This is a genomic window from Ectothiorhodospira lacustris (genome assembly GCF_022227785.1).
Classification (GTDB): domain Bacteria; phylum Pseudomonadota; class Gammaproteobacteria; order Ectothiorhodospirales; family Ectothiorhodospiraceae; genus Ectothiorhodospira; species Ectothiorhodospira lacustris.
Genome location: NZ_JAJNQM010000047.1, coordinates 1 through 26,954, shown reverse-complemented (window position 1 = coordinate 26,954; position 26,954 = coordinate 1). Strand labels below are relative to the sequence as shown.

The following is a 26,954-nucleotide window of genomic DNA, read 5'->3' as shown; positions in this document are numbered from 1 at the left end:
ACATCGGTACCGGTGATCTCACGGCCGAATTGATCCCTGCCCGAACCCACTCCCGGGCATATGTCGTCTGTAAGGAACAGGCCATCGTCTGCGGGCAGGCCTGGTTCAACGAGACCTTCAGGCAACTGGACCCGGCAGTGGAGATCACCTGGCATTGCCGGGAAGGCGCGGCGGTGGAACCCGACACCCGGCTGTGCAGTCTGAGCGGACCGGCCCGGCCCATTCTCACGGGCGAACGCACGGCGCTGAATTTCCTGCAGACCCTGTCGGCCACGGCCACCCGGACCCGTCGCTATGTGGATGCCGTGGACGGAACCCCAGCCAATATCCTCGACACCCGCAAGACCTTGCCCGGCCTGCGCCTGGCACAGAAATACGCCGTCAGCTGCGGCGGCGGCATGAACCATCGCCTGGGCCTCTACGATGCCATTCTGATCAAGGAGAATCACATCATGGCCGCCGGCTCCATCGCCCGGGCCGTGACCCAGGCCCGCGCCCAGCCGGGTAACGTACAGGTGGAAGTGGAGACGGAAACCCTGGACGAGGTCCGTCAGGCTCTGGAGGCGGGCGCCGATGTAATCATGCTGGATGAGTTCAATCTGGAAGGCATGCGGGAAGCCGTGGCCCTGGTGGCCGGGCGCTGCAAGCTGGAAGCCTCCGGTGGCGTGGACCTCTCCAGGATTCGTGAAATCGCCAAGACCGGCGTGAATTTCATCTCCGTGGGTGCCCTGACCAAGCATATCCAGGCAGTGGATCTGTCCCTGCGGCTGGAGGCCTGATCTAGCCCACCCGGGCCTTGGCCATCTGCCAGAGGGCTTCCAGGGCCTCCAGGGATTCATCCTCCATGCGGCGGTCTTCCCGGGCCAGGATCTCTTCCATAAAGCGGAAACGGCGCTCGAACTTGGCATTGGTGCGCCGCAGGGCCGCCTCCGGATCCACTTTCAGGTGCCGGGCCAAATTGGACACTGCAAACAGGACATCCCCCAGCTCATCCTCCAGGCGGGCATGGGGCGCACCGGCACCCATCTCCGCCCTGACTTCGTCCAGTTCCTCATGGATCTTGTCCAGGATGGGGGCGGCATCGGCCCAGTCAAACCCCACCCGGGCGGCACGTTTCTGGATCTTGGCCGCCCGGACCAGGGCCGGGAGCGTCAGCGCGATGCCGTCCAGGATGCCCGGCACCGGCTCATTCCCGCTGCGGTCGCCCACCCCCGTCCCCTGACGGTCGGCCCGTTCCCGGGCCTTCTCCGTCTCCCAGGCCGCGTGCTGGGCGTCTTCCGAATCAAACCGGACACCGGCAAAGACATGGGGATGACGACGAATGAGCTTCTCCGCCAGGGTGCGGGCCACGTCGTCGAAATCGAAGCGCCCCTCCTCTTCCGCCATCCGGGCATGGAACACCACCTGCAGCAGCAGATCCCCCAGTTCCGAGCGCAGCTCATCGAAGTCGCGCCGAGCAACGGCATCGGCCACTTCATAGGCCTCTTCCAGGGTGTGGGGCACGATACTGTCGTAGGTCTGCTTCAGATCCCAGGCACAGCCACGCTCCGGATCCCGGAGCCGTGCCATGATCTTGAGGACTTCGTCCAATGCGGCGGAAGATGAGGGTTTCATGACTAGAAATTAAAACGGATGCCGAAATGGATGTTGTCATCCAGCTTGTAGTTTTTCTTGCTGTCCAGATCCGTCTCGATCCGGCGATAGCCGATGAAGCCGGCGGCTCCCGGGGTCACTTCCAGTTCATAGCGGAGGGCGATATCCCACAGATCATCCGCGTCGCCGAAGCTGGTGACGGGCGGGGCGTAATAAGCCTCCAGAGCGAAATACATGGGGGTGTTGGCCGGAATCGTATACCTCACCTCGCCCCCCAGACCCAAAGACTGGAATGTCTCATCCGGCTCATCAACAAATCCCAGATACAGCTTGCCGCCCACGCCGAAGGTCAGCGGCTGTTCTCCGGCGGGCACGCCCCGCACATTCATGCCGGTGGTCAGCATGTAATCACTGTCGTCATTGAAAAAGAGACCGAAAAACAGATCGGCGCCGCCGAATCCAATGGCGCTGGAGTCGGTGATGAAGTTGAACTGAGCCGTTTCCTTGCTCAGGTAGATGTCCAGGGTATGGGCCGAGGCCACGGGGGCCATCCCCATCAGACAGGCCGCCGCCAGCAGTTTTACGCGCATAGAGATGTTCCAGTGAGTGTTTTAAAAAGTCAGGACGGATCTGAAAATCTTCACGTCGATATCAGCCCTTGGGCTGGTCATCCCGGGTCTTGCTCAGCCCCGGGGGAGACATCAGTGTCTGGGTCTTGTGGTCGTAACGCCCCTTGAGTTCGTCCTTGATGGTACCCGACCACATGGGCACACCGATGAAATAACCGGCACGCCCGATCAGATGCGCCGCCACCGGCCCGGTGAGCACCAGGAACACGATGATGGCGGCGGCCTTGGCCGCCACCGTCACATCGCCGAAGAATTCCAATCCCACGGCGATCATCAAAAGTCCTCCGCCCAGGGCGCCGGCCTTGGTGGTGGCATGCAGCCGGATGGGCAGATCCGGCATGCGCAAAAGGCCCAGCGCCGCCACGAACATGAAGCCGACCCCGGCGAGCAGGAACAGGCTGATCAGGATCTCCACCAGAAGCTCAGTCATCATCGCGGCTGCCTCCCTTGGCAATCAGGCGGGCAAAGCCCACCGCGGCCAGAAACGCGGTCAAGGCCAGCACCATGGCCACGTCCAGGAAGGCCGTCACCCCGCTGGACAGGGTATAGACCGCGATGAAACCCACGGTCAGGGTCGCCAGCATCTCCAGGGCCACCACCCGATCCGGCAGGCTGGGACCCAGCACCAAACGGAAAAAAATCAGTACCAGGGAAATCCCCAGCACCACGTAGGCAATGAAAATGGAGAACTCAAGCATGGTTGCCCCCGCTGCAGATACTTGAACGCCTGTCACGCCCCGGGCGGCTCATCGCAGCACCTCCAGGGCCCGATATTCCATGTAGCGGATACTCTCGATGACCGCCTCTTCATTTTCCAGATACATCACATGGATATACAGCACCTTACGGTCACTGGACACGTCCAGGCTCAGGGTACCCGGGGTCAGGGAGATGAGATTGGCGACCACGGTGATCTCCGCATCCGTCTTTGCCTCCAGCGGAAACGCGATCACGCCCGGCTTCATGTAGTACGTCGGCGTGAGTACATCATAAGCCACCTTGAGATTGGAGAGGATCAATTCCTTGATGAAAAAGCCGATGAAGCGGATCGCCTTGGGGATCTTGCCGGTATAGGCGGCAAAACCGGGCTGATCCCGCAGGGCCGAGGCCAGGATCAGATAACCCAGCACCAGACCGATGAACAGGTTGGTACCCGTGAAGCTGCCGGTCAGGCCCATCCAGACCAGGGCCAGCAGGATATTCGAGGCCAGCGGACCGATCATTATCGTTCCCCCAGGACTGCATCAATATACAGGCTCGGATTGAGCAGCTGATGGGCTGCCGCATCCGCGATCCGGTAGACGGGCTCCGCCCCCAGACCGATGAATACCGTCAGCGCCGCCATCCCGCCGATGGTCAGGTAGAGCACGCCGGAACCGGCGCTGCCGTGGGCCGGGCGGTCGGCATATTCCTCAGGCTGGGCCTTCCAGAACACCTCGGCCCAGATCTTGATCATGGAGTACAGGGTCAGCAGCCCGACCAACAGGGCTACACCCACGATCCACCAGGCCTCGGCCTCCACACCGGCGCGGATGAGGATGAACTTGGCGAAGAATCCGGACAATGGCGGTATCCCGGCCAGAGACAATGCCGGTATCAGGAACAGGATGGCCAGCATCGGATGGGAGCGATACATGCCGCCCAGCTCCTTGAGCTCGTAGGTCCCCTTGAGCCGGTACACCAGACCGCTGACCAGGAACAGATTCGCCTTCACGATGATGTGGTGCATGATGTAGAACACCCCGCCGACGATGGCCAGGGGCGTGAACAGCGCCAGTCCCATGATCATGTAACCGATCTGGCTGATGATGTGGAACGACAGGATGCGCCGGAACTCATACTGGGCCGCCGCCCCCAGCACCCCGGTGAGCATGGTCGCGGCGGCCACCCACAGCAGGATCTCGTGGGTGTAATCCACGTCCTGGGTGAACATGAGGGTGAACACCCGGAACAGGGCATAGACCCCCACCTTGGTCAGCAGGGCCGCGAACAGGGCCGAGACCGCCACCTGCGGCGTGTGATACGAGGCCGGCAGCCAGAAGAAGAAGGGGAAGGCACCGGCCTTGATGCCGAAGGACACCAGGAACAGCATGGCAATGACGGTGATGATGCCCGGATCTTCCGCGTAACTGAGTTTGTCGGCAATATCCGCCATGTTCAGGGTGCCCGTCAGGCCATAGAGCAGACCGATGGCGGACAGCAGCATGGCCGAGGAGACCAGGTTCAGGGTCACGTACTTGATGGCACCTTCCATCTGTGCCCGCTCTCCCCCCAGGATCAACAGAGCGAAGGAAGCCACCAGCATCACTTCGAACCACACGTAGAGGTTGAAGATATCGCCGGTGAGAAAGGCCCCGTTCACCCCCGCCAGCAGCAGATGCAGCAGCGGATAGTAGCCAAAGGCCTCATGGCGCCGGCTCATGGACGTCAGGGAGTAGACCGCCGTGGCAAAACCGCTGATGCCCGCCAGGACCACCATGATGGCGCCGAGCAGGTCCGACACCAGCACGATGCCGAAGGGGGCCTGCCAGTTGCCCATGTGCATCACCAGGATGCCGTCCTGCCAGGTGGCGGCCAGCAACCACAGGGCGGACAGCAGCATGAGCCCGGTCCCGGCCACGGTGGTCACGCGCTGGGCAAGACGCCAGCGCCAGAGGATCAGCGTCAGGGCGCCGAAGAACAGGGGAATGATGACCGGCAACGCGACTTCTAACCTCATGTGTCGGTATCCTTCATCTGGTCCATGTCGTCAGCCTTCACCACCTCGTAGGCACGGTGGATCAGCACCACCGCAAAGGCCAGCACCCCGAAACCGATCACGATGGCGGTCAGGATCAGGGCCTGGGCCAGGGGATCGGCCACCGCACCCGCCGGCTGCATGGCCCCTTCAGGCACCAGGGGCGGCGCGCCGCGCAACAGGCCGGCCTGGGTGAACAGCAGCAGGTTGGCGGCGTTGGACAGCAGCACCAGTCCGATCACCAGCTTGACGATGGAGCGGCGCAGCATCATGTAGATAGCGGCAGCGAACAGGCCACCGACCGTGAACGCCATCAGGGTTTCCATGGGCGATCTCCCGTGAAGCACCTGTCCGGCGCCGCACTCTTCAGTGCAGACCGCAGGCTCCGGCGTTCCAGACTCGTCTTATGGGTCCGGCGTTTCGAGAACATGTGATTACCGCTTTGAATGCGTGAATGGTATGGAGCACCGGGACAGCGATCAGTCTTCCGCCTCGGCCAGGGACAGCAGGATCAGCAGTACCGCGCCGATCACCACCAGATATACCCCGACATCGAACAGCAACGGGGTCCCCACCTTGAGTTCACCCAGCACCGGCAGGGTCAGCTCAAGCCACTGGGAGGTAAAAAAAGGCTGCCCCACGAAGACGGCCGGCACCCCGGAGATCACCCCGAACAGCAGACCCCAGCCCAACAGATCCCTGGGTTCGAAGCGCAACACCCGCTTGGCGCTGCGGATATCCAGAGCGAACATGTACAGGGCAACGGCGGAGGCCGCCACCAACCCGGCAATGAAGCCGCCCCCCGGCTCGTTATGGCCGCGCAGCAGCAGGAACACGGAGAAGATCAGCAGCAGCGGCAGCAGAAAATGGGCCGCCGTGCGCAGGATCAGCGACTGCAGGGCGAATTGTGAGTTCATTTCCGGTCCTCCGCGCGGAACTTGATCATGGCGTAGACACCTACCGCGGCCAGGGCCAGCACCACGATCTCACCCAGGGTATCCAGTGCCCGGAAATCCACCAGAATGACGTTGACGATATTGCGGCCATAGCCGGAGGGCTGGCTTTCCTGAATGAAATACTCGGAAATACTGTCCGCATACCGGGTGGTGCTGGCGGCCAACTTGAGCACGGCCATCATGGCCCCTACGGCCAGGGCAATGACGGCATCCCGGATCCTCAGCACCATGGGTGTCAGACCCAGGAAACCCGGCAGGCGGAACAGGACCAGCACCAGCATGATGACGGTCAGCGTCTCCACCAGCACCTGGGTGATGCCCACGTCCGCGGCGCTGAACAGCACATAGATCAGGGCCACGCAGAAACCCACCGCACCCAGGGAGACCACCGCGCCCAGGCGGGAGCGGGTGGTCACCGACACCAGGGCCGCCATCAGCAGCACCGCGACGATGAAGGCCTCGTGCACCAGGATGCCGGACAGGTCCAGATCAATGTGCACATGGGTACGGGTGAACAGGGTCACCATGACCAGGCCTACGGTAGAGATCAGGATGGTGAGCAGGTAGTAGCGCAGATAGCCGTTCTGCAGCACCCGGGTCTGCCACTCGGACAGCCACACCATGCCGGCCATGGCCTTCTCGTAGGCGGCCTCGGGGCCGTAGCGATCGACCACCGCCATGAACCCGGTGAACCGGCGGAACCGTTCCCAGTTGAGATAGAGCAGCAGGCCCAGCGCCAGACTCACCCCGCTCAGCAGCAAGGGCAGGTTGAAACCGTGCCAAAGCGACAGGTAGGGCGATACCGGCGCACCATACACCGCCGCCGCCGCCCAGGCGATCAGGCCCTGGTCCACCAGCCCGGCGCCCAGTCCGAACAGCAGCCCCAGGGAGGCCAGAATCACGGGACCCGCCAGCAGGGCCGGCGGCGCCTCGTGGGCCGGTGTCTTGGGCGTGTCGACCCGGGGACCATACCAGGGCCGGATGCCGACGATGGCCGCCACCGCCACCACCATGACGGCGGAGACCACGGCAAAGACACTGAGCAGTCCCGCCAGAGCCGGTGCCTCCAGCACCGCCTCGAACAGCAACTCCTTGGCCACGAAACCAAACATGGGCAATACCCCCGCCAGGGACAGGGCCGCCAGACCGGCAAAGACCGTGGTCACCGGCAGCGCACGGCGCAACCCCCCGGTCTGCAGGAAATCCTTGCAGCCCGCCTCATGGTCCAGGATACCCGCCACCAAGAACAGCGCACCCTTGTAGAGGGAGTGGGCCAGCAGGAAGGCCATCGCCGCCAGCATGGCGGTCTCGGTACCCACACCGATGAGCATGGTGAGGGTGCCCAGGGCCATGACCGTGGAATAGGCCAGCACCTGCTTGACGCCGGTGGAACGCACCGACAGGAACACCCCGACGAACATGGTCACGGCCCCGAACAGGCCCAGCAACAGCATCCAGGCCTCGGTGCTCCCCAGGGACGGGTTCAGACGGGCCATCAGATACACCCCGGCCTTGACCATGGTGGCAGAGTGCAGGTAGGCGGAGACGGGGGTCGGCGCCGCCATGGCGTTGGGCAGCCAGAAATGGAAGGGATACTGGGCCGACTTGGTGAAGCACCCCAGCAGCACCAGCAGCAGGATGGCCAGGTACCAGTCGTGCTCGCGGAAGATGTCGCCGGAGGTGAGCAGCTCGTGCAGCTCATAGCTGCCCCCCACCAAGGCCATCATGATCAGGCCGGTGAGCAGGGCCAGCCCGCCGGCCACGGTGACGAACAGGCCCTGCAGAGCCGACTTGCGGGCCTTGGCGTCCTCATGGTTGTAGCCGATGAGCAGATAGGACGTGATGCTGGTGAGCTCCCAGAACACGAACAGGGAGATCAGGTTACTGGACAGCACCAGTCCCAGCATGGAGGCCATGAAGGCAAGGATCAGGACGTAGAAGCGCCCCAGGTCCCGATGGCCTTCCAGATAGCGGCCCGCGTAGGCCACCACGAAGAAACCGATCCCCGAGATCAGCAGGGCAAAGAGCAGGCTGAGGCCGTCGACGAGGAAGGTGAGCTGGATGCCGAGACTGGGAATCCAGTCGTATTCCAGAATGATCCGCCCGCCGTCGGTCTCGCCCAGGGCGGGCAGGAAAGAGGCAAAGTAGATGAATAGCACCGCCGGCAGAGCGGCCAGCGCCCAGCCACTGTGGCGACCCAGGCCCCGATGCACCCAGGGCGCAACCGCGGCAATCAGAAATCCGGACAGGACGGCAAGCAACATGGGTTGTTTGATGGGCGATTCAGCAAGGCCCGGCGCCGTCTTCGGCCCCGATATCCCCTGCCCCGCGTCAAGGATCGACCGCGGATGCCTCCCTCCTCCAAGTTGAACGTGGATGGATAGAACACCGCCCCCAAAATCGGGCAGGCGAAAGTCTTGCGGCACACGCGTCCGTGCATCCGCTCTCAGGCACGTTTTATGCTAACCAAATTTGCTTTTTATTTGCAAACCCCAGCCTGCCCCCCATTGTGGCAAGCCGGGGGAGGCACATCCGGGCTCAGTCGATCCAGCCACTCTGCCGGCGCCGCCAGCGAATGCGGGTCAGGATGATCCCCAACAGCAGGCTACCGACGGACACACCGGCCCCCACCAGGAACCAGTCCCGGCGCACATTCTCCTGCAAGGCCCGGTTCTGATCCTGGAGCGCGCCAACCCTGGACTGCTCCTGAGACAGCGCTTGCGCCAGGGCCTCGTTGCGGCGGGCGGTCTCCAGAGGTTCGGCCGCCACCTCGCGCAGGGTTTCCAGTTCCCGCTCCAACTCGGCCACCCGTCCGGCCAGACCATCGGCCCGCTGGGTTTCGCTATCCCGCTCAGCCGTCAGACTACGAATCCGGTCTCCCTGTTCCCCACGATTTTCGTCCAGCTGTTGTATGCGACGCTCGGCCTGGACCAAACGTTCCCTGGCATGGGGGCGATTCATGAGGAAACGGCTCTCGATCCAGCCCTCGGTCCCGTTGGCGGTACGGACCAGGGTATAGCCGTCGTCATCCACCTGCAGTACGGTCACCTCGGTGCCACTGGTGAGAAACTGCAAAATTCGATGCTGCAGCGTCTTGCCGGTGCGGATATGGGCACTGAGCTCGTCGGAGATATAGGCCGTGCCCTGGGCCTGGACCAGACCGGGCCAGGCGGTGGCCAGCAGCAGGATGACCAGGATCAGGGACGGCAGGGGTACCAGGGGGCGTTTCACGAAAGATGTCCTTTGCTTGTCGGTCATGGATCAGGCGCGCCTATTCTAAGCGGACCCCCGGCAAAACCGGGGACGGCAGGGCTGCTACTTGTGCCGAAGATCACAAAAACACGGCCGATCCGCCCCCCGCACAGGGTGACGGAAGAAGGCCACTCCCCTACTCTATCAGCCTTGCAGGCCTGCAGACTGAGCGCCTGTCCCGGGATTACGTCACAGCCAACCACCGGAAGCAAATCCCATGTCAGAGAAAGACCCGGCACACCTGAGTCCACAGGAAGCCCATGAGCTGCTCAAGAAAAACCCCAGAGCCCTGCTGATCGACATACGCTCCAGCATGGAGTTCCTGTTTGTCGGGCACCCGGTCGGGGCCGTGCACATCCCCTGGATGGATGAACCGGACTGGACCCTGAACCCAAGGTTCGTGCCCGAGGTGCGCAAGTTGCTGCTGGGCAGTGTCGGCACCGAGTCAACCCGCGAAACCTGCGCGCCGATCATCCTCATCTGCCGCAGCGGCAAGCGCTCCCTGGACGCAGGGCGGCTACTGACCAGGGAAGGTATCCCCAACGTGTACCACATCGGCGAAGGCTTTGAAGGGGAACTGGATGACCGGCACCACCGCTCCAGCCTGGGCGGCTGGCGTTTCCATGGGCTGCCCTGGGAGCAGTGCTGACCCGCTCTCGTTCCGTGCGGGGGTCCGGGACATCACGCTTTCGTGGATGCCCTGGACCGCTGCCATCGCCGCACGCGATGCTCCAGCCGCAGGGGCAGGAACAGGATCAGATCGTAAAGCCGAGGCAGGAACCGGGACAGCAGCCGCATCATGCGGGCGAGATGAAAGCTCAGGAATGCCAGTAACTGCAGCACCACCACAGCCCACCAGCCCACCAGCACCCCCATGGCCTGCATGAACAGCTGCAGCGGCAGTGCGGTCAGCGCCAGCAGCAGGGTCATCAGCCCGCCCAGGGATAGCAGTGTCAGCAGTGAAAGCCATTCCAGCGACACCGGCACCAGGTCCGGTTCTCCCTCCAGAAGCCGACCCAGCGCGTCCTCATGCACGATGAACAGCTCGCGGGATGCAGCCAGCGATCCGGACAGCCAGACCAGCAGCCCCAGCAGCAGGATCCCGCCCCACATCAGACGTCTTCTCCCCGCTGCGTCCCAACTGGCCACCATGGGTAGCAGGGAGGTCACCCCCCTGGACTCCAGAATCATGGCGCCGACCACCACCGGCATCAGCAGGAACAACAGGGTTGCCAGCGCCGACAGGCCGAACCCGTCGCCCTCCGGGGGATACCAGCCCAATATCTCCGTGACGGGCATGAGCAGCAGGTTGAAATTCATAAACCCCGTCAGCAGGAGCAGTCCAAGCAACAAGAGGCTCACCGCCAATTGACCCACCGATGCCAGGGTGAGGGCGGGCGGGGGCATGCTCCGGTCCTTGAGACGCTGATACTGGGACAGCGTCACGTCCAGGTGTCGCGCCTGGTCCCGCACCGCAACCACGCCTTTTTCCAGGTCGGACAGCCGGTCACCCAGGGCTCGCCACTCCGGTAACAGGCCGCGCAATATCTTCAGGCGCTCCCGGTTGCCGTGGCGATATTCATCCAGGGTATCCCGACCCGCGCGGGCCAGGGTATCGTGGATCTCCTGCAGCACGGTGTTCACACGAGGGTCGGTTTTCGCGGGGGCCTCGCCCAGGGCCTGGGCGGTCCGTATCCAGACGGGCTCTTCGGGAACCTGATCCCGGGTCTGTCGGTAATCCTCCTCCAGCCTTTCGATCTGCTCGGCAATACGCCGCTGCAGGATGGCATATCCGCCCAGATCCCGGTTCAAACGGTGATGGATACCCCGGCACTCCCGGTCCACCCTCAGGTGCAGGCGTTGCAGCGCCACACCGCGCAGATACGACTGATGACGATGACGCACCTTGCGGCCCGCAAACCTCAGCCCATGGGCGGCGGCACGAAACTGCCATTCCAACAGGCGAAAGACCTGTCTCAGCGCAGGGCGCAGCCAGGGGCGGCTCAAGTAAAGGAGCAGGATCCCGATAATCATCCAGATCAGGATGGACACACCCAGGTTATCCGCCCACAGGCCCCAGAGATCTTCACTGCTCATTCATCAACTCCCGGTTTTCGGTACACGTGGTCGGCGGGCGGCTTAAAGTTTTCCGGCGGACGGCCGACAAATCTATTGAGGCCATCCTGTTCCAGGCTACCCCGTTCTACAGTACCTGGACTGGTGGGCTCAAATTCCATGACAAGAAAAGGTCTGATCCGGGCTTGAAATGGGGCCCAGCGGCTGCACTACCGCACGAATATGCCGAAAGACAATCGGATCATGCAATCCAATAGAGACTGACCCATGGACCGAAGCCAACTGGAACTGAAAATAGGCGCCCAGCTCAGCCCCTACCGGGAGATGCCGGATATGACGGCCGGGGCTGCCGTGCTGGGCTTTCTCCCCGCGTTCATGGACATACAAACGCACGAGACGCACCTGTCCATCAACGATGATGGTTCGCTGGCGGTCATCCACCTGCTGGATGGACTACCGGATCACTGGGTGATCGAACGGGATGAGCAGGGTCGCATCACCGCGCTCAAGGACGGGATTGTCGCCGGCTTCATGCGCCAGGGTCGGTTCTTCACACGCTCGGAACTGGCACGGCTTCGCTGGGACGCCTGAAACCGGATTTCCCCTTGTGCCCGAGGGCGTAATCCGGTCCAATAGGCGGCTCCTTATCGCCAGACACCCGACCCATGCGAAAGAACAGTTACGAGCGCGAAGAACTTCTGCAGTGCGGCCACGGAGAGATGTTCGGCCCCGGCAACGCCCAACTACCGGTCCCGAACATGCTGATGATGGACCGCGTCAACCATATCAGCGACGAAGGCGGCGCCTTCGGCAAGGGTGAGATGCGTGCCGAACTGGATATCACTCCCGATCTCTGGTTCTTCGACTGTCATTTCCCGGGTGACCCGGTCATGCCCGGCTGTCTGGGCCTGGATGCCATGTGGCAGCTGGTGGGCTTCTACCTGGCCTGGATCGGCAATCCCGGTCGCGGCCGCGCCCTGGGCGTGGGTGAAGTGAAGTTCACCGGTCAGGTCCTGCCCAGCGCCCAAAAAGTCACCTATCAGGTGGACGTCAAGCGCGTCATCACCCGCAAGCTGGTGCTGGGTATCGCCGACGGTCAGGTGCTGGTGGATGATCGCCTGATCTACACCGCCAAGGACCTGCGGGTCGGCCTGTTCACCTCCACCGACGGTTTCTGACGCCACTTTCCTCCCGTTTGACCTGTGAGCCCTGATCGACGACGATCAGGGCTCACGCACATCCGGGGGATGACCGTGGGCCAGGAGATCGACCACACGCACTTCAAGGCCGGCGATTTCGCCCGCTTCCGGGCCTATCTGGAGGCTGAAACCCGGCTGGCCCACGACCTGTTCCAACAAGGTCGTTTCGATCACGGCGATCCACTGGCAGGATTCGAGATCGAAGCCTGGCTGCTGGACCGGCATGAAGGACCCGCGCCGCTCAATGAGGCCTTCCTGCAGCAATTCGACGACCCCATGGCCACCCCCGAGCTGGCCGCCTTCAACATTGAAGTCAACACCCGCCCCCACCCCCTGATCGGTCGCGCCCTCACCCGGATCCACCGGGAGATGTCGGCCACCTGGCAGCAAGCCCGTCAGGCCGCGGCCGCCGTCGGCGCGCGCGTCCTGATGACCGGCATCCTGCCCACCCTGCGCCCGGAACATCTGCGCTTGGGCAACATGTCATCCATGAAACGCTACCGGGCCCTGAATCGGGAGGTCTTCCGCTCCCGGCAGGGACGGCCGGTGCGGCTGGACATCGCCGGCCGGGAGCATCTTCTGCACCTGCACCGGGATGTCATGCTGGAAGCCGCCACCACCTCGTTCCAGATCCATCTGCAGACGCCACCGGATACGGCCCACCAAGTCTATAATGCAGCCATCATCGCTTCGGCTCCCATGGTGGCCGCCGGCGCCAATGCCCCCTTCCTGTTCGGCAAGGACCTGTGGGACGAGACCCGGATTCCCGTCTTTGAGCAGGCCGTGGAGATCGGCGGCTACGAGGACGCGGCCCGGGGCCCCCTGCGCCGGGTCAGCTTCGGCTCCGGCTATGCCCGGGAATCCATCCTGGAATGCTTCGACGAAAACCAGGCGCACTTCCCGGTCCTGCTGCCCATGTGCAGTGACACCCCGCCGGAGCAGTTCGCCCACCTACGCCTGCACAACGGCACCATCTGGCGCTGGAACCGTCCATTGATCGGGTTTGACGATGAGGGCCGGCCCCACCTCCGGATCGAACACCGGGTCCTGCCGGCCGGCCCGACCCTCACCGACAGCGTGGCCAACACCGCCTTCTTCTACGGGCTGGTGGAGGACCTGATCACCGAGCCCGGCGGACCCGAAACCCTGATTCCCTTCGCCGCCGCCAAGGACAACTTCTACCAGGCGGCCCGCCTGGGCCTGGGTGCCGTCCTGCAGTGGCGCGACGGGCAGCGCATCGGCACACGGGACCTGATTCTGGACGAGCTGCTGCCCCGGGCCCGTCATGGCCTGCAGCGCCTGGGACTGGCCCGGGCGGACAGCCATCACTACCTGGAGATCCTGGCCGAGCGGGTGCGGACGGGCCGCAACGGCGCCCGGTGGCAGCGGGACTTCGTTGCCCGGCACGGGCGGGACATGATCGCGCTGACCCGGGCCTGCCGCCGACACCAGGCCACCGATGCGCCTGTGCATCAATGGGATCTTCAACTCGTCGCCGCAGAGGACTCAGAATCATGCTGAGACAGCAGGAAGGATTGCCCGCAGGCTTTCTGGATACCCCCGCCGAGGCCCTGCATCGCATCGTCCCGGAACCGACCCTGTTTCATCTGCCGGGACGCCGTTCGCCCGCCCTGTTCGTCTCCATCCTGCTGCACGGCAACGAACCGGTCGGCCTGCACGCCATCCAGCAGATGCTCGGTACACTGCCGACGAGCGAACTGCCCAGGGGCCTGAGCCTGTTCGTAGGTAATGTGGCGGCCGCCCGGGACGGTGTACGCCGTCTGGAAGGACAGGCGGACTTCAACCGCATCTGGCCGGGCACGGAGGCACCGGACGGCCCCGAATCCCGGCTTGCCGCCGAAGTGGTGGAAACCATGAGGTCACGGGGCGTCTTTGCCAGCGTGGACATCCACAACAACACCGGCCTGAACCCCCACTATGCCTGCATCAACCGGCTCGACCATCGTTACCTGCGTCTGGCCACCCTGTTCAGCCGTACGGTGGTGTATTTCATCCGCCCCCGGGGGGTGCAGTCCATGGCCTTTGCCGAGCTGTGTCCGGCGGTGACCCTGGAATGCGGTAAACCCGCCGACCGGCATGGTGTGGATCATGCGGCGGACTATATCCGCGCCTGTCTGAACCTGGCGGAACTGCCGGATACCCCGGTCCCCGCCCACGATCTGGACCTGTTCCATACCGTCGCCCAGGTAAAGATCCCCCCCGAGGTACGGATCAGTTTCAAGGACCCGGAGACGGACCTGCTGTTTGCCCCGGACCTGGATCACATGAACTTCCGGGAACTGCCCGCAGGTACGGTACTGGGCACGGTCAATGGGGGCCGCTCGCTGCCGGTCACGGCCCATGACGAGCAGGGAGCGGAGGTCTCGCCCCACTATTTCGTCGTGGAACACGAACGCCTGGTGCTCAGGCGCCCCATGATGCCCTCCATGCTCACCCTGGATGAACGGGTGATCCGCCAGGACTGCCTGTGCTATCTCATGGAGCGGATGGACGGACAGCCGGAAAACTCACACCCGGCGTCCGAGTGACCGGCCAAAACGGGTGATGGAGACGGCATCTTTCAGCAGGGACAAGGTCAAAGGTTCATGGCCCGCCCCTGAGCCGCGCTTGAGCCGCCCCCCGGGCAAGGCCGGGTTGTATGACCAAATCTTTCCGAGGGACCCACCATGTCCGGACACAAGCCCCCCATCGCCTGGTCCACGGCGACCTTCTTTCTCCTCACCAACCTTGCCGCCGTCACCCTCGTCCCCTGGTGGGGACTGACCCAAGGCTACAGCGTTGCGGCCTGGGCGGCCTTTTTCGTGCTCTTCGCCCTGGGCGGTCTGAGCATTACCGTCGGCTACCATCGGCTGTGGGCGCACCGGACCTTCAAGGGACGCTGGCCCCTGCGTCTCGTGCTGGCCATCTTCGGCGGCATGACGCTGCAAAACAGCATCTACAACTGGGTTGCCCGCCACCGCATCCACCATCGCTTCGTGGATGACATGCAGCGGGACCCCCACTCCATCAAAGTCGGTTTCTGGCATGCCCACATGGGCTGGATGATGCGCGAGTGGCCCGCCACCCAGGCGGACTACAGCCAGGCCCGCGATCTTGAAAATGATCCCATCGTCATGTGGCAGCACAAATATTACTGGCCACTGGCCTGGACCACGAATCTGGGGATTCCCCTCGCCCTGGGTTTTCTCACCGGCGACCTGGTGGGCATGGTGCTGCTTGCCGGGGTGCTGCGCCTGGTGATCAGCCATCACTTCACGTTTTTCATCAACTCCCTGGCCCACAAATGGGGCCGGCAGCCTTACAGCGAGGATAACACCGCGGTGGATAACGCCCTGGTCGCCCTGCTGACCTGGGGCGAGGGCTATCACAACTACCACCACGCCTTCCAGAACGACTACCGCAACGGCGTGCGCTGGTGGCACTACGACCCCTCCAAATGGATCATCAACCTGTGTGCCTGGACGGGCCTGGCCCATGGCCGGCGAAGCATCCCGCAGTTCAAGATCCAGCGCGCCCGTCTTGACCTGCAATTCCGCAAGCTTCAGGAACGGCTGAACAAGGAAGGCGTTGCGCCCACCTGGCGGGGGGTGCTGGATCGGGAATACCAACAGTTCAAAGACACGGTGCAACAGTGGCAGCAGCTTCAGTTGCGTCGGGTCCAGGCGGGCACGGCGGCCATGTGCGACCGCTGGGTCAGCACCGAGCTGCGGACCTCGTTCAAGGAACTGGAGTACCGGCTGAAGATGCAGCGGCGGCGCCTGCGGGCACTGAGCGCCATCGCCGGGGGACCCACATAGGACACGCCCGGCCCGAATGGGCGCGGGACTCAGGAAGGGGTTTCGCCGACCGGCACCGTGATCTGTTCCACGAACACATCCATCCGCGACGGCAGCACCAGCGGACCGAACTGATTGAACACGGGGACGTCCGCCGCATCCCGCCCATAGCCCAGGCGAACCCGGCCGGGATCCGGCTTTGCCCGGGTAGGGTCAAAGGAATACCACTGCCCCCCCACAAAGGCCTCGAACCAGGCATGCAGATCCATGGGCTCCAGCCGATGCAGGTAGCCCACCACATAACGGGCGGGGATGCTCAGGCTCCGACACAGGGCGATGCCGACATGGCTGAAATCCCGGCAGACGCCGTTACGCCGATTAATGGCCTCCAGTGCGGAAATCGGCGCCGGATCGGAGTCAGTGAGGTAGCCCAGGTGCGCATGGGTCCAGCGGGTGATCGCCTCGACCTGATCATAGCCGGGAATGCAGCCCGCCACGATCTCGCCGGCCAGACGGCCCAACCGGTCCGAGTCGCAGTAACGACTGGGCGTCAGGTACATCAGGGCCTGATCCGGCAGGTCCTGGATCAGGACGAAGGGCGCGCCGGGCGCCTGCTCCAGGGTGGCCGGCACCTGCACATCGGAACGCACTTCCACCTTGAAGTGACCGGGCGGTGCCGTCAGGCGCTGCCACAGGTTACCGTACATGTCGGTGTACTCGATGATCGGCATGCCGGGAAAGACGGCATAACGATCCTGCGCCACCCATTGATGGGCATCACTGCGCGGCCTGAGCAGGAGCAGCATGGGACTTTCCACCTGAAAACTCATTTCCAGGGTACAACCGACTCGCAACCACATGGACCGTCCTCGCTAGATTTGAGTGACCCATGCGCCTCAGCCCAGGTCCACCTCGACTTGGTGTGTCCGACGGTCATCGACGAGGGGAATCCTGCCCCATCCGGCCTCGAACGCGGCGGCATCCGGGATCTCGGTCCCGTCAAGGGACACGCGGATGACCCGCCGGGACGCCCCGGTCGTACCGCTCACCTTGATATGGTATAGGGTTTCACGATACCGGTAGTGGATGGTATACGCATTCCAGTCATCGGGGATGCACGGCGCGATGCGCAGATGATCCCCCCGCAGTTGCAGACCCAGCAGGGTTTCCAGGGTCAGCCGATACATCCAGCCTGCCGCCCCGGTATACCAGGTCCAGCCGCCGCGGCCCGTGTGGGGCGGCGCGCCATAGACGTCCGCGCTCATGACATACGGCTCAACCTTGTAACGCGCCACCGCCGCGGGCGTGTCGCCGTGATTGACGGGATTGAGCAGGGCGTAGCATTCCCAGGCCCGCCGCCTGTCGCCCATCCGGGCGAAGGCCATCGTGGTCCAGATCGCGGCATGGGTATACTGACCGCCGTTCTCACGCACCCCCGGCACATAGCCCTTGATGTACCCGGGCTCCAGGGCCGACCGGTCAAAGGGCGGGTCGAGCAGACGGATCAGGCCGTCATCCCGACTCACCAGGTGTCGGTCCACCGCATCCATCGCCTCGCGGGCGCGCCGGGGATCCCCGGCGCCGGAGAGGATCGCCCAGCTCTGGCTGATGGCGTCGATGCGGCATTCGTCATTGATGGCGGACCCCAAAGGTGTACCGTCGTCGAACCAGGCCCGCCGATACCAGGCGCCGTCCCAGGCGCTCGCTTCGATATGACCCCGCAGCTGCTCGGCCTGGTCATGGCAGAACTCGGCAAACTCGCCGTCATCCCGACCCCGGGCAAGATCGGCAAACTGCTGCAGGACGTCGAACAGGAACCAGGCCAGCCAGACACTTTCGCCCCGACCCTCATGGCCCACCCGGTTCATACCGTCGTTCCAGTCCCCGCAGCCCATCAGCGGCAACTGATGCACACCGAAACGCAGGCCATGCCTGAGGGCGCGGACACAGTGCTCATAGAGACCGGCGACTTCCGGGGAGCGTTGCGGCTGGTTGTAGTAAGCCTCTTCGTCGGGATTGAGCTCGCGGCCCTCCAGGAAATGGACCGGCTCGTCCAGGACACCGGTGTCGCCGGTGGCGGCCACGTAATGGCAGGTCACATAGGGCAGCCAGAGATAGTCATCGGAAAAATGGGTACGTACACCCTGGCCGCCGGGGGGGTGCCACCAGTGCTGCACGTCACCCTTGAGGAACTGGCGCCCGGCGCAGCGGATCAACTGCACCCGGGCCAGCTCGGGGGTGGTATGGATCAGGGCCATGACATCCTGCAACTGGTCACGGAAGCCGTAGGCGCCGCCGGACTGATAGTAGCCACTGCGCGCCCACAGCCGGCTGGACAGGGTCTGATAGACCAGCCAACCGTTGGCCAGCACATTCAGCGCCAGATCGGGTGTCTCCACCTGGACCGCGCCCAAGGTGTGATTCCAGTACTCCCACACCCCTTCCAGGGCCTGGTGCGCCCCCGCCCGACCACCGAATCGGTGGATGAACTCGCCGACCTCGTCCACGCTCGTCGCCGCGCCGAACAGGAACACGACTTCGGCGGACTGTCCCGCCTCCAACTCCACCCGGCCCTGCACCGCCGCGCAAGGATCCAGGCCGGCGCCGGTTCGGCCTGACAAGCGCTTGCGGCGCATGGCCGCCGGCTTGGCCATGGAACCGTTGCGGCCGATGAACTCGGTCCGCCCACCGCTGATCGAGCGATCCCGTTCGCTCACATGGGCGAACACCAGCCGATGGGCACACTCGCGCCCGTAGGCATTGCGAGCCAGCAAGGCCCCGGTGTGGGGTTCCGTTTCGGTGACGATATGCATCAGATTGGCATGCCGCCACTCGCCGAGCACCAACTCCCAATAGCCTGTCAGAGACAGTCGGCGTGTGCGCCGGGAATGATTATGCAACTTGATCACCACACACTTGACCGGCGCATCCAGGGCGACATAGGTGGTCAATTCCGAGTCGATCCCCGACTCCCGGTACTCGAATACGCTGTAGCCGAAGCCATGCCGACAGACATAGCCGTTGCGCCCCCGGGCCGGCAACGGCGTCGGTGACCAGAAGGCCCCCGTTTCCTCATCCCGGATGTAGAAGGCCTCGCCGCCGGTGTCGGACAGCGGATCATTGTGCCAGTGGGTCAGCCGGAACTCGTGGGCATTGTCCACCCAGGTATAGGCACTGCCCGCCTCACTCACCACCGTACCGATGTGCGGACCGGCAATCACGTTCACCCAGGGAGCCGGTGTCTGCTGCCCCGGCGCCAGGGTGATCACGTATTCCCGTCCGTCCGGCGTGAAGCCACCCAGACCATTGTTGAAAATAAGTTTCCGCGGCACCGGGTTCGACGGCGGCTCGGTCATCACCGGGTGCACCGGCTCCAGCCGATCCGACCGGCGACCCGCGGAGATGCGGCGCTCCACCGGCTCGATCAGTGTGTCCGCCGTATCGCTGAAAATGATGCGCGCCACCGTCTGCAACAATACCCGCTCATCCTCCGACAGTTCCTCGGCACGCCGCAGGAAGACCCCGCCCGGCTTGTCCAGCATCTGCGCCTCGGGGCCTGAGTGGATCAGCCCCATGATCCGGTCGTGCAGGACCGCCCGGTAACCCGAAAAGTCCTCATTCAGGATCACCAGGTCGGCGATCAGCCCCTTCATGCGCCAATAGGCGTGGGCCTGCAGCACCTGCTTGACCCGATCGATGCGATGGATATCACCAATATGCAGGAGGACGATGGGCAGATCCCCGGAGATGGCAAAGCGCCACAGACCCGACTGCCCCAGTTGATTGCGGGCGATGACCCCCGGTGCAGCACGACGCAGTGCGTTACCGAAGACCACCGAGTTGGCCAGACGACCGTAGACCTGAGCATCCACCTCGGTGGCGTTGAGCACACGCAACACCTCCTGACTCTGGAACCAGGCCATCTCGAAGGCACGTTCAACGAAATGGCGATCACAATATTTCTCCAGCAACACCAGTGCCGCCTCCCGGGTATCGGCCACGCCGGAGATGATCTGGACGCTCGCCGACTCATCGGGCACCAGAGTCACCGTGCGACGAATGGCAACGATGGGATCGAGCACTGCGCCCGCCGTGTCGGACAGACGCCGGATCGGCGGTGAGGCATCCATCACCACCGGGTTGACGGTCGTGCGACCGCGACCCACGAAGCGGACACGATCGGTTTCAAAGGACGGCGCATCGATCACGGCCCCCGGCGCGGCCATCAGGTGAAACATCCAGGGCACCTGCTCGTCCGGCGTACGCCGTCGCCGCGTACACAGGATGGCCTGCTGCTGAGACAGAATCTCGGTCTGCACGAACAGATTGCTGAAGGCTCGATGGGCCAGGTCGGCGGCCAACGGTGCCAACACCACCTCTGCATAACTGGTCAGTTCGATATGACGCCGCCGGGAAGATTGATTGGTGAGGGTCACGCGCCGGATCTCCACATCATCCTCGGGGGAGACGCAGATCTCGGTGTGGGCATCGATGGCCTGATCCTGTCGCCGGTATTCCGCGCGGGCCTGCACGAAGATGGCCTCATAGTGATCCGCACGGCGCAGCGTCGGCTGATGGGCGCAGGACCAATACTGCCCGCCATCACGGTCGCGCAGGTAGATGAACGTGCCCCAGGCATCGGTGGTGGCGTCCTCGCGCCAGCGGGTCACGGCCAGCCCATGCCGGCGACTGTAACCGCCGCCGGCATGGGTGGCCATGACATGGTAACGACCATTGGACAGCAGATGCACCTCGGGTATCTGCGTGGTGGTTTCCCTGAATACCCGCATGATGCTGCCGAACTCTGCATCCGGCGGCTGAGCGGAGGCACTCACCTCGGCGGCATGGGGATGCAAGGTGGCCCCCTGTCGCGGAACACGCTCCTGCAGCAGCAACTCCGTCGCCCGCACCTCCGGGTCGGCCATGAATCGACGCTGCATGGGCTGATCCAGCAGCACATGGGCAAAGGCCAGCAGGCTCATGCCCTGATGATGGGCCATGAAGCTGCGCACGATGAACCAGGGCTTGCCCCGCGGTACCCGGGACGGGGTGTAATCCACCGCCTCGAAGAAGCCGTAGGTACCGAGAAAGCCCGTCTGGGCCAGCCGTTCCAGGTTGCGGCAGGCCTCCCCGGGCAGCACCGTCAGCGCCAGCGCCGTGGCATAGGGGGCGATCACCAAATCCTCCCCCAATCCCCGCTTGAATCCCAACCCGGGCACGCCGAAGGCCCGGTACTGGTAGACCTGGTTCATGTCGGTGACGTTGTAGCAGGATTCGGAAATCCCCCAGGGCACCGCCCGCTGCCGGCCATACTCGATCTGGCGCGACACGGCCGCCTTGCAGGTCTGCGCCAGCAGGGTGTTGCCGAAGCTGGGCATGATCAGTTGCGGCATCAGGTACTCGAACATCGAGCCGCTCCAGGAAATCAGGCTGACATCGCCCCCGTGGCTGGTCAGCAGACGCCCCAGGGCAAACCAGTGTTTCTGGGGCAACTGTCCCTGGGCAATCAGCAGGAAGCTGGCCAGGCGCGCCTCCGACGCCAGCAGGTCATAGCAGGCCGGATCGCGGCGCCGCTCGCCCACGTCATAGCCGATGGCCAGCAACCCCGACGTGGCATCGTAGAGAAATTCAAAATCCATGATCGCCAGATCTCGGCAACGCCGGATCAGGTCATCGATGGTGTCGAGCCGCGCCCGGGATGGGTCCTCCGCCGCCACGGATCCGTCCGCCGGCAACAAACGAATCCATTCATCCCGCAGGGCAGCCACCTGCCGGTCAAAGGCCTGTACCCAATAGGCCGATGTCGCGTCACTGGCGGGCGTGCCCGCCGCCGCCCATGCGGCCGCCGCTCCCCCGGCCTGCTGAATCTCCTCCAGGGCCTGGATGAGGTCGGTGATGGACAGGTCGGCGTCCCGCATGCCCTGGACCCGGCGTTCCAGTGCAATCAGGGGGGGCGGTGGTGATAAGGGCCGCTGTTCAGACAGCACCCCCAGGGTGTCCAGCAGTCCCTGCAACGCCCGGGGTGACGGCACCGGCTGATGTTTCAGTTCGGCCAGCCCGGCCTGAAGGGTCAGCAGGGCACCCGCCAGATTGCCGCTGTCCACCGAAGAGACGTATCTCGGCTGCAGGGGCTCAAGGGTACGGGTGTCGTACCAGTTGTAGAAATGTCCCCGGTAGCGTTCCAGACGCTCCATGGTCGACACGGTGCGGTCGATACGTGCCAGGCATTCGCCGGTGGTCACATAGCCGAAGTCATGGGCGGCCAGATCCGACAGCAACGCCATGCCGATATTGGTGGGCGAGGTGCGTGAAGCCACCATCGGTGCGGGGGTTTCCTGGAAATTATCCGGCGGCAGCCAGTGGTCCTCCGGCCCGACAAAATCGGCAAAGTAACGCCAGGTCCTACGGGCCGCACGACGCAGGAAGACCTCCTGTGCCGCACTCAGACGCGGCATGCGGTCACTCGGCGGTCGACTGATCCACCAACCGATGCCGGGCGATATCAGCCACAGCAACAGAAATGGGGCGGCAAACATCCCCTGCGTGGCCCAGGCATCTCCGGATGTCCAGACCAGGGCGACTCCCGTCGACAGCGCCAGGACCGGCGCGAGCCACATCTCCCGCAAAAAGTCGGTGGGTGTCCGGCAGGCATTGCGGCGGGCATAGCTGGGCAGGTACCAGAGCAGCAGCCCCCGCCGGGTAAACAGCATCCGCCCCCAGGAGCAGGCTATGGCCCCCAGGCAGATCCGGGCGTCGTAAGGCAGGAACACCAGGCTCAGTAAGGCCTGGGTCAATGGCCGTACCGCGGCCCTGCCGGTCAGAGTCAGGTGTACCCGGCGATCCCGATCCTGCGGCCTGCGCCACAGATCAATCGCGGCGGGCAGCACGGCGGGCACGGCCACCAGCGCCGGCATCAGCAGGCTCCAGAACCACACCGGGCCAGCGCCCAGCAGCCAGCCCCCCAGCAACAGGACCAGCAAGGCCGGGGGCACCAGGCTGCGGCGCAGGTTGTCGAACAATTTCCAGCGGGAGAGGGCTGACAAGGGGTTAGGTACCCGCAACGGCGGGCGCTCCCGGGAGGCCGGCACGCGGGGCAGCAGCCAGCCGACCAGTTGCCAATCTCCCCTTATCCAGCGGTGGCGGCGGCTGGCCTCCGCGGTATACGTGGCCGGATGCGCCTCAAGCAGATCCACATCCGTCACCAGCGCCGACCGGGCGTAGCCCCCTTCCAGCAGATCGTGACTCAGGATCAGGTTTTCCGGCAGGCGACCATCGATGGCCCGGCGAAAGGCATCCACATCGTAGATGCCCTTGCCGACGAAGGATCCTTCGCCAAACAGATCCTGGTACACATCGGAGACCTCCCGTGTGTAGGGGTCCATGCCCGGCTCACCCGCGAATAATCCGGAAAAGCGTGACTGGTGGGCACTGCTCAGGCTGATGGAAGTACGGGGTTGCAGGATGCCGTGACCTTCGACGATGCGCCCCCGGTCCGGATCAAAAACCGGACGGTTGAGTGGATGCGCCAGGTTACCCGCCAATTGACGCGCCGCATCCCGCGGCAGCTGGGTATCGGTGTCCAGGGTAATGACGAAACGGATGGTGGTCAGCAGACGGGTATCCCCGACGATCTCCGAGAAGGCGGTGGTCCCCTCCCCTCTGAGGCGGGCGTTGAACTGCTCCAGCTTGCCTCGCTTGCGCTCGTAGCCCATCCACACCCGTTCGAACGGATTCCACACCCGAGGCCGATGAAACAGATAAAAGATGCCGGGTCGATCTTCCCGATACCTGAGATTGAGTCGTTCCACCGCCGTGCGTGCCTGCTCAAGCAGGGCCGCGTCCCGAGGCAGCGCTTCCTGGGGGGCATCCGGAAAATCCGTCAACAAGGCAAAGAACAGATTGGGGTCCCGATTACCCAGATAGCGGATCTCCAGCGCCTCCAGCAGGTGATCGATATCCTCGGGGCCGGTCAGCAGCGTAGGCACGACCACCATGGTGCGCCGATCCTCCGGAATCCCGCTGGAAAAATCCATCCGTGGCAGGGCCTTGGGCGACAAGAGCAACGTGACCAACAGATTGACCAGTGAGACGGCCGGCGCCGAGACGGCAATCAGTAACGGCAGTGCCAGATACCAGGTCCAGGCGGTATCCGGATTGAATCCGTCCAGAAGCAGCAGCACGCCCCCTGCCGCAAGCAGCGTGAGCAAAGTCACCGTCCCCAGATACAAGGGTAGGCAGGCCGGTCGACAACGGCGTCCGAGCCGGGATGTCCAGGGCATCCGGCAGCCCACCGCCCGCTCCAGCGCCGGTCGTCCCCGGTCGATCAGGTAGTACCCTACATGGGCACTGCGATCCTCCCCTCCCCGTTGAGCCGCAGCGGCCCGGGCCAGATCGACCGCCGCCCGGGCCACGTCCTGCTCGGGGCAAGCCGCCGTCCGGGCCACATCTTCCACAACGTGCCGGTAACGGTCGCGGGTAGCGAAGTCCTGGCCGGCATGCATACCCACGGGATCATCCCGCAGAATCCGCTCGACCACACTCAGGGACTCGACATAATCCTTCCAGTCCATGCTGCCGATAAAACGCAGGCTGCCGATGCTGTTGGCCATGGAAATCTGGTTGGCCGCGGCCGTGCGTCCGGCCACTTCCGACAATTGCTCGGCCGTCACGCCCTGTTCCAGCAGCTTGTGCTCCACCCAGGTACGGATAAAGGCCAGGGCCGGACCCTGGGCCTGGAGTACGGCGTAAAATGCTTCCACGAACGGGGCCGTCAGCGGCACATCCGCCCGGGCGAATTCGGCCAGCAATTGGATAAGTTGTTTGGGTTCCTGCTCGGCCGTCACCAGCATGCGATCCGCCCAGGCGAGGGCCGCGTCCCGTTCCCGGCGACGCTGGGCGATACTCACCCCGACCCGGCGCAGGTTTTCCAGCAGGGCCAGCTGCAGCATGATCGGAAAGGCCCACAATTCGCCGATCTTGAGAGGTGCAACGGATTGATAGGCGGCGATGAACTGGGTGGCATTGTCGCCATCCACACGGCCGTCCATATGGGAAATCAGCGCCAGTGCCAGGTCATGGATGCGGGGGAAACCGGCCGATGTACCGTCGGCCAGTTGCGGCAACTGCCGGCTGTATCCGCGCGGCAGATGCCGGCGTACCTGGCTGATTTGCTGTTCGATCAGGTAGAAGTTATCCAGCAGCCAGGCCTCTGCCGGTGTGACCCGTTGACCCGGCGAAGCGGCCGCCGTGACCACATCGTAGGCCGTCAGCAGGCGCTGCGCATTGTCCGCCAGCCTGGGCAACAGCCGGTCGGGACCGGGACGGGAAGAGAGGTGATGTCGCTGTGCCAGCGCAGCCCCGTGGCGCTTGAGCTGTTCAAGACTGAACAGCTCCGCGCGCAGTAACTCGCCGTCGCCGGTATCGATGGATGGATGCCGCCGCCCCCTCGGCCACAGGCGGCCGCTCACTTGACACGCATGTCGTTCTTCACATCCCTCACACCGCCAACGCCCCGAGCCACCTCCACCGCCCGGTTGACCTCGGCCCTTGAACTCACAAACCCGCTGAGTTGGACCACGCCGTCATAGGTCTCGACACTGATTTCGTTCACCCGCAGATCGGGGTCATTGAGTATCGCCGCCTTAACCTTGGTGGTAATCACAGCATCGTCGATGTACTCCCCGGCCGACTGCTGCTTGGAGGGGGCCGCACAGCTCACCGCAGCCACCAGCGCGAAGGCCATAAAAAATGCGGAGCAATACCTTAACCATGGATTCATGATGACAACTCCAGAAGATGGATGGAAACAGGATCCGCACCTGTCAGGTGTTCATCGGTGCGCTACCGCACACAGGGCGGGGTCCGGTGCAACCGGGGGCCGGAGGTGGAACCTCCGCCCCCGGCTTCAAGCATCCGCCGACCCGGACGGATCCGCGCTAGTCTTTCTTCAGATCTTCCTTCAAATCACCGTAATCGGCCTGGACCTTGCCCGCGGCCTTCTGGATTTTCCCTTCACCTTCCAACTTCTCATTCCCGACCACCCGGCCGGTGACTTCCTTGACCTTGCCCGTTGCTTCCTTGGCCCGACCCTTAACCTGATCTTTGTTCATGACGCACCCTCCTGCGAACATTCAGTGGACTCACTCACCAAGGCCGAAGCGGCTCTTGTATTTTCTGTACCTTACAAAACCCTACTATGAGGCGCCGGATCATCCATCAGGATCATTCAGTCGCCATGGCCCAGATTAAACACACAACCGTCTGCATTCTGTTCGCTGGCGAACAGACACGAACCCGCGACGACCTCACAGGAATCTGAAAATCGGGAGAGCGTCTCCAAAAAAAAAAACGGCAGGGACCATGATCGCCCCTGCCGCCCGAGCCCGCTTCAAATGAAGTGTGAGAGGACTCAGATTGCCGCTGCCTTGATTATCAGTACCGACTACTGCCTGCCGGCCTTGCCTTCCCGGCCTCGTGCTCGTATTCCGGGGCCGCCCTCAAGGTATCTTTGGTCGAAGTGACGCTGAAGTCATACCCATCGCCATCCTCGTTCAAGCTGTGCTCGACCGAGTCCCAGGAAACGGCCACTTCCTTTTTGCCCACGCCCAAGAAGCCGCCCACCTCGACGATCACGGCCAGGATCCGGCCGTTCTCATCGAACAGCAGATCGCTGACGGAGCCGATGGTCTCGTTATCCGTGCGCGACATCAGGTCGC

General features: G+C 63.8%; 23 protein-coding genes. 7 read left to right on the top strand and 16 right to left on the bottom strand.

Annotation, left to right across the window (positions count from 1 at the left end; genetic code table 11):
• Nucleotides 1-2: 2 nt before the first annotated feature.
• On the top strand, nucleotides 3-779 hold the full coding sequence (gene nadC / locus LQ952_RS10245) for a carboxylating nicotinate-nucleotide diphosphorylase (protein WP_238622559.1): 777 nt from the start codon (nucleotides 3-5) through the stop codon (nucleotides 777-779).
• A 1-nt stretch (nucleotide 780) separates the two neighbouring features.
• Here nadC and mazG read toward each other — a convergent pair whose 3' ends face one another.
• The 10 genes from mazG to LQ952_RS10195 form a co-directional block, all read right to left on the bottom strand.
• Nucleotides 781-1,614, bottom strand: a complete 834-nt coding sequence (gene mazG / locus LQ952_RS10240) for a nucleoside triphosphate pyrophosphohydrolase (protein WP_238622558.1) — start codon at nucleotides 1,612-1,614, stop codon at nucleotides 781-783.
• Nucleotides 1,615-1,616: 2 nt separating this feature from the next.
• On the bottom strand, nucleotides 1,617-2,183 hold the full coding sequence (locus LQ952_RS10235) for a YfaZ family outer membrane protein (RefSeq protein ID WP_238622557.1): 567 nt from the start codon (nucleotides 2,181-2,183) through the stop codon (nucleotides 1,617-1,619).
• A 61-nt stretch (nucleotides 2,184-2,244) separates the two neighbouring features.
• Complete coding sequence (gene mnhG / locus LQ952_RS10230) at nucleotides 2,245-2,640, bottom strand: monovalent cation/H(+) antiporter subunit G (protein ID WP_430733769.1); 396 nt, start codon at nucleotides 2,638-2,640, stop codon at nucleotides 2,245-2,247.
• Nucleotides 2,641-2,644: 4 nt separating this feature from the next.
• Nucleotides 2,645-2,920: a cation:proton antiporter gene (locus tag LQ952_RS10225; RefSeq protein ID WP_238622555.1), complete on the bottom strand. Its 276-nt coding sequence runs from the start codon at nucleotides 2,918-2,920 to the stop codon at nucleotides 2,645-2,647.
• 48 nt (nucleotides 2,921-2,968) lie between these two features.
• Nucleotides 2,969-3,445 (bottom strand): Na+/H+ antiporter subunit E, encoded by a 477-nt coding sequence (locus tag LQ952_RS10220; RefSeq protein WP_238622554.1) that lies wholly within the window; start codon nucleotides 3,443-3,445, stop codon nucleotides 2,969-2,971.
• Complete coding sequence (locus LQ952_RS10215) at nucleotides 3,445-4,941, bottom strand: Na+/H+ antiporter subunit D (RefSeq protein WP_238622553.1); 1,497 nt, start codon at nucleotides 4,939-4,941, stop codon at nucleotides 3,445-3,447. The genes LQ952_RS10220 and LQ952_RS10215 overlap by 1 nt, the downstream gene beginning before the upstream one ends.
• The gene (locus LQ952_RS10210; RefSeq protein ID WP_238622552.1) at nucleotides 4,938-5,285 is read right to left on the bottom strand and encodes a Na+/H+ antiporter subunit C; all 348 of its coding nucleotides are present in this window, start codon (nucleotides 5,283-5,285) and stop codon (nucleotides 4,938-4,940) included. Before LQ952_RS10210 ends, LQ952_RS10215 begins: the two co-directional genes overlap by 4 nt.
• A gap of 153 nt (nucleotides 5,286-5,438) precedes the next feature.
• Nucleotides 5,439-5,876, bottom strand: a complete 438-nt coding sequence (locus LQ952_RS10205) for a Na+/H+ antiporter subunit B (protein ID WP_238622551.1) — start codon at nucleotides 5,874-5,876, stop codon at nucleotides 5,439-5,441.
• Entirely contained in the window at nucleotides 5,873-8,179 is a 2,307-nt protein-coding gene (locus LQ952_RS10200) for a putative monovalent cation/H+ antiporter subunit A (protein ID WP_238622550.1), read from the bottom strand. The genes LQ952_RS10205 and LQ952_RS10200 overlap by 4 nt, the downstream gene beginning before the upstream one ends.
• 274 nt (nucleotides 8,180-8,453) lie before the next feature.
• Nucleotides 8,454-9,146, bottom strand: coding sequence for a TIGR04211 family SH3 domain-containing protein (locus tag LQ952_RS10195; protein WP_238622549.1), 693 nt, complete (start codon nucleotides 9,144-9,146; stop codon nucleotides 8,454-8,456).
• A 238-nt stretch (nucleotides 9,147-9,384) separates the two neighbouring features.
• On the opposite strand from LQ952_RS10195, the gene LQ952_RS10190 reads away from it, so the two are divergent.
• Entirely contained in the window at nucleotides 9,385-9,816 is a 432-nt protein-coding gene (locus tag LQ952_RS10190) for a rhodanese-like domain-containing protein (protein ID WP_238622548.1), read from the top strand.
• 32 nt (nucleotides 9,817-9,848) lie between these two features.
• Here the strand turns inward: LQ952_RS10190 and LQ952_RS10185 are convergent, their stop codons facing one another.
• Nucleotides 9,849-11,264: a hypothetical protein gene (locus tag LQ952_RS10185; RefSeq protein WP_238622547.1), complete on the bottom strand. Its 1,416-nt coding sequence runs from the start codon at nucleotides 11,262-11,264 to the stop codon at nucleotides 9,849-9,851.
• 246 nt (nucleotides 11,265-11,510) lie between these two features.
• Between LQ952_RS10185 and LQ952_RS10180 the strand changes: the two genes are divergently transcribed.
• From LQ952_RS10180 to LQ952_RS10160, 5 genes are all read left to right on the top strand, one after another.
• Nucleotides 11,511-11,834 (top strand): hypothetical protein, encoded by a 324-nt coding sequence (locus tag LQ952_RS10180; RefSeq protein WP_238622546.1) that lies wholly within the window; start codon nucleotides 11,511-11,513, stop codon nucleotides 11,832-11,834.
• 74 nt (nucleotides 11,835-11,908) lie between these two features.
• Complete coding sequence (gene fabA, locus LQ952_RS10175) at nucleotides 11,909-12,421, top strand: 3-hydroxyacyl-[acyl-carrier-protein] dehydratase FabA (protein ID WP_238622545.1); 513 nt, start codon at nucleotides 11,909-11,911, stop codon at nucleotides 12,419-12,421.
• A gap of 75 nt (nucleotides 12,422-12,496) precedes the next feature.
• Nucleotides 12,497-13,963, top strand: a complete 1,467-nt coding sequence (locus LQ952_RS10170) for a glutamate-cysteine ligase family protein (RefSeq protein WP_238622560.1) — start codon at nucleotides 12,497-12,499, stop codon at nucleotides 13,961-13,963.
• Entirely contained in the window at nucleotides 13,957-14,991 is a 1,035-nt protein-coding gene (locus LQ952_RS10165) for a M14 family metallopeptidase (RefSeq protein ID WP_238622544.1), read from the top strand. The genes LQ952_RS10170 and LQ952_RS10165 overlap by 7 nt, the downstream gene beginning before the upstream one ends.
• A gap of 138 nt (nucleotides 14,992-15,129) precedes the next feature.
• A complete protein-coding gene (locus tag LQ952_RS10160) occupies nucleotides 15,130-16,260 on the top strand; it encodes an acyl-CoA desaturase (protein WP_238622543.1) in 1,131 nt (376 codons plus the stop codon).
• A 29-nt stretch (nucleotides 16,261-16,289) separates the two neighbouring features.
• On the opposite strand, the gene LQ952_RS10155 is transcribed toward LQ952_RS10160, so the two are convergent.
• The 5 genes from LQ952_RS10155 to LQ952_RS10135 all read right to left on the bottom strand — a co-directional run.
• Nucleotides 16,290-17,099 (bottom strand): transglutaminase domain-containing protein, encoded by an 810-nt coding sequence (locus LQ952_RS10155; RefSeq protein ID WP_238622542.1) that lies wholly within the window; start codon nucleotides 17,097-17,099, stop codon nucleotides 16,290-16,292.
• Between the two features lie 36 nt (nucleotides 17,100-17,135).
• The gene (locus LQ952_RS10150) at nucleotides 17,136-25,664 is read right to left on the bottom strand and encodes a GH36-type glycosyl hydrolase domain-containing protein (protein WP_347402068.1); all 8,529 of its coding nucleotides are present in this window, start codon (nucleotides 25,662-25,664) and stop codon (nucleotides 17,136-17,138) included.
• A 38-nt stretch (nucleotides 25,665-25,702) separates the two neighbouring features.
• Nucleotides 25,703-26,017, bottom strand: a complete 315-nt coding sequence (locus LQ952_RS10145; protein ID WP_238622540.1) for a BON domain-containing protein — start codon at nucleotides 26,015-26,017, stop codon at nucleotides 25,703-25,705.
• A gap of 157 nt (nucleotides 26,018-26,174) precedes the next feature.
• Nucleotides 26,175-26,348: a CsbD family protein gene (locus tag LQ952_RS10140; protein WP_238622539.1), complete on the bottom strand. Its 174-nt coding sequence runs from the start codon at nucleotides 26,346-26,348 to the stop codon at nucleotides 26,175-26,177.
• A gap of 322 nt (nucleotides 26,349-26,670) precedes the next feature.
• On the bottom strand, nucleotides 26,671-26,954 hold a 284-nt coding region (locus LQ952_RS10135; RefSeq protein ID WP_238622538.1), incomplete at its 5' end, for a PRC-barrel domain-containing protein.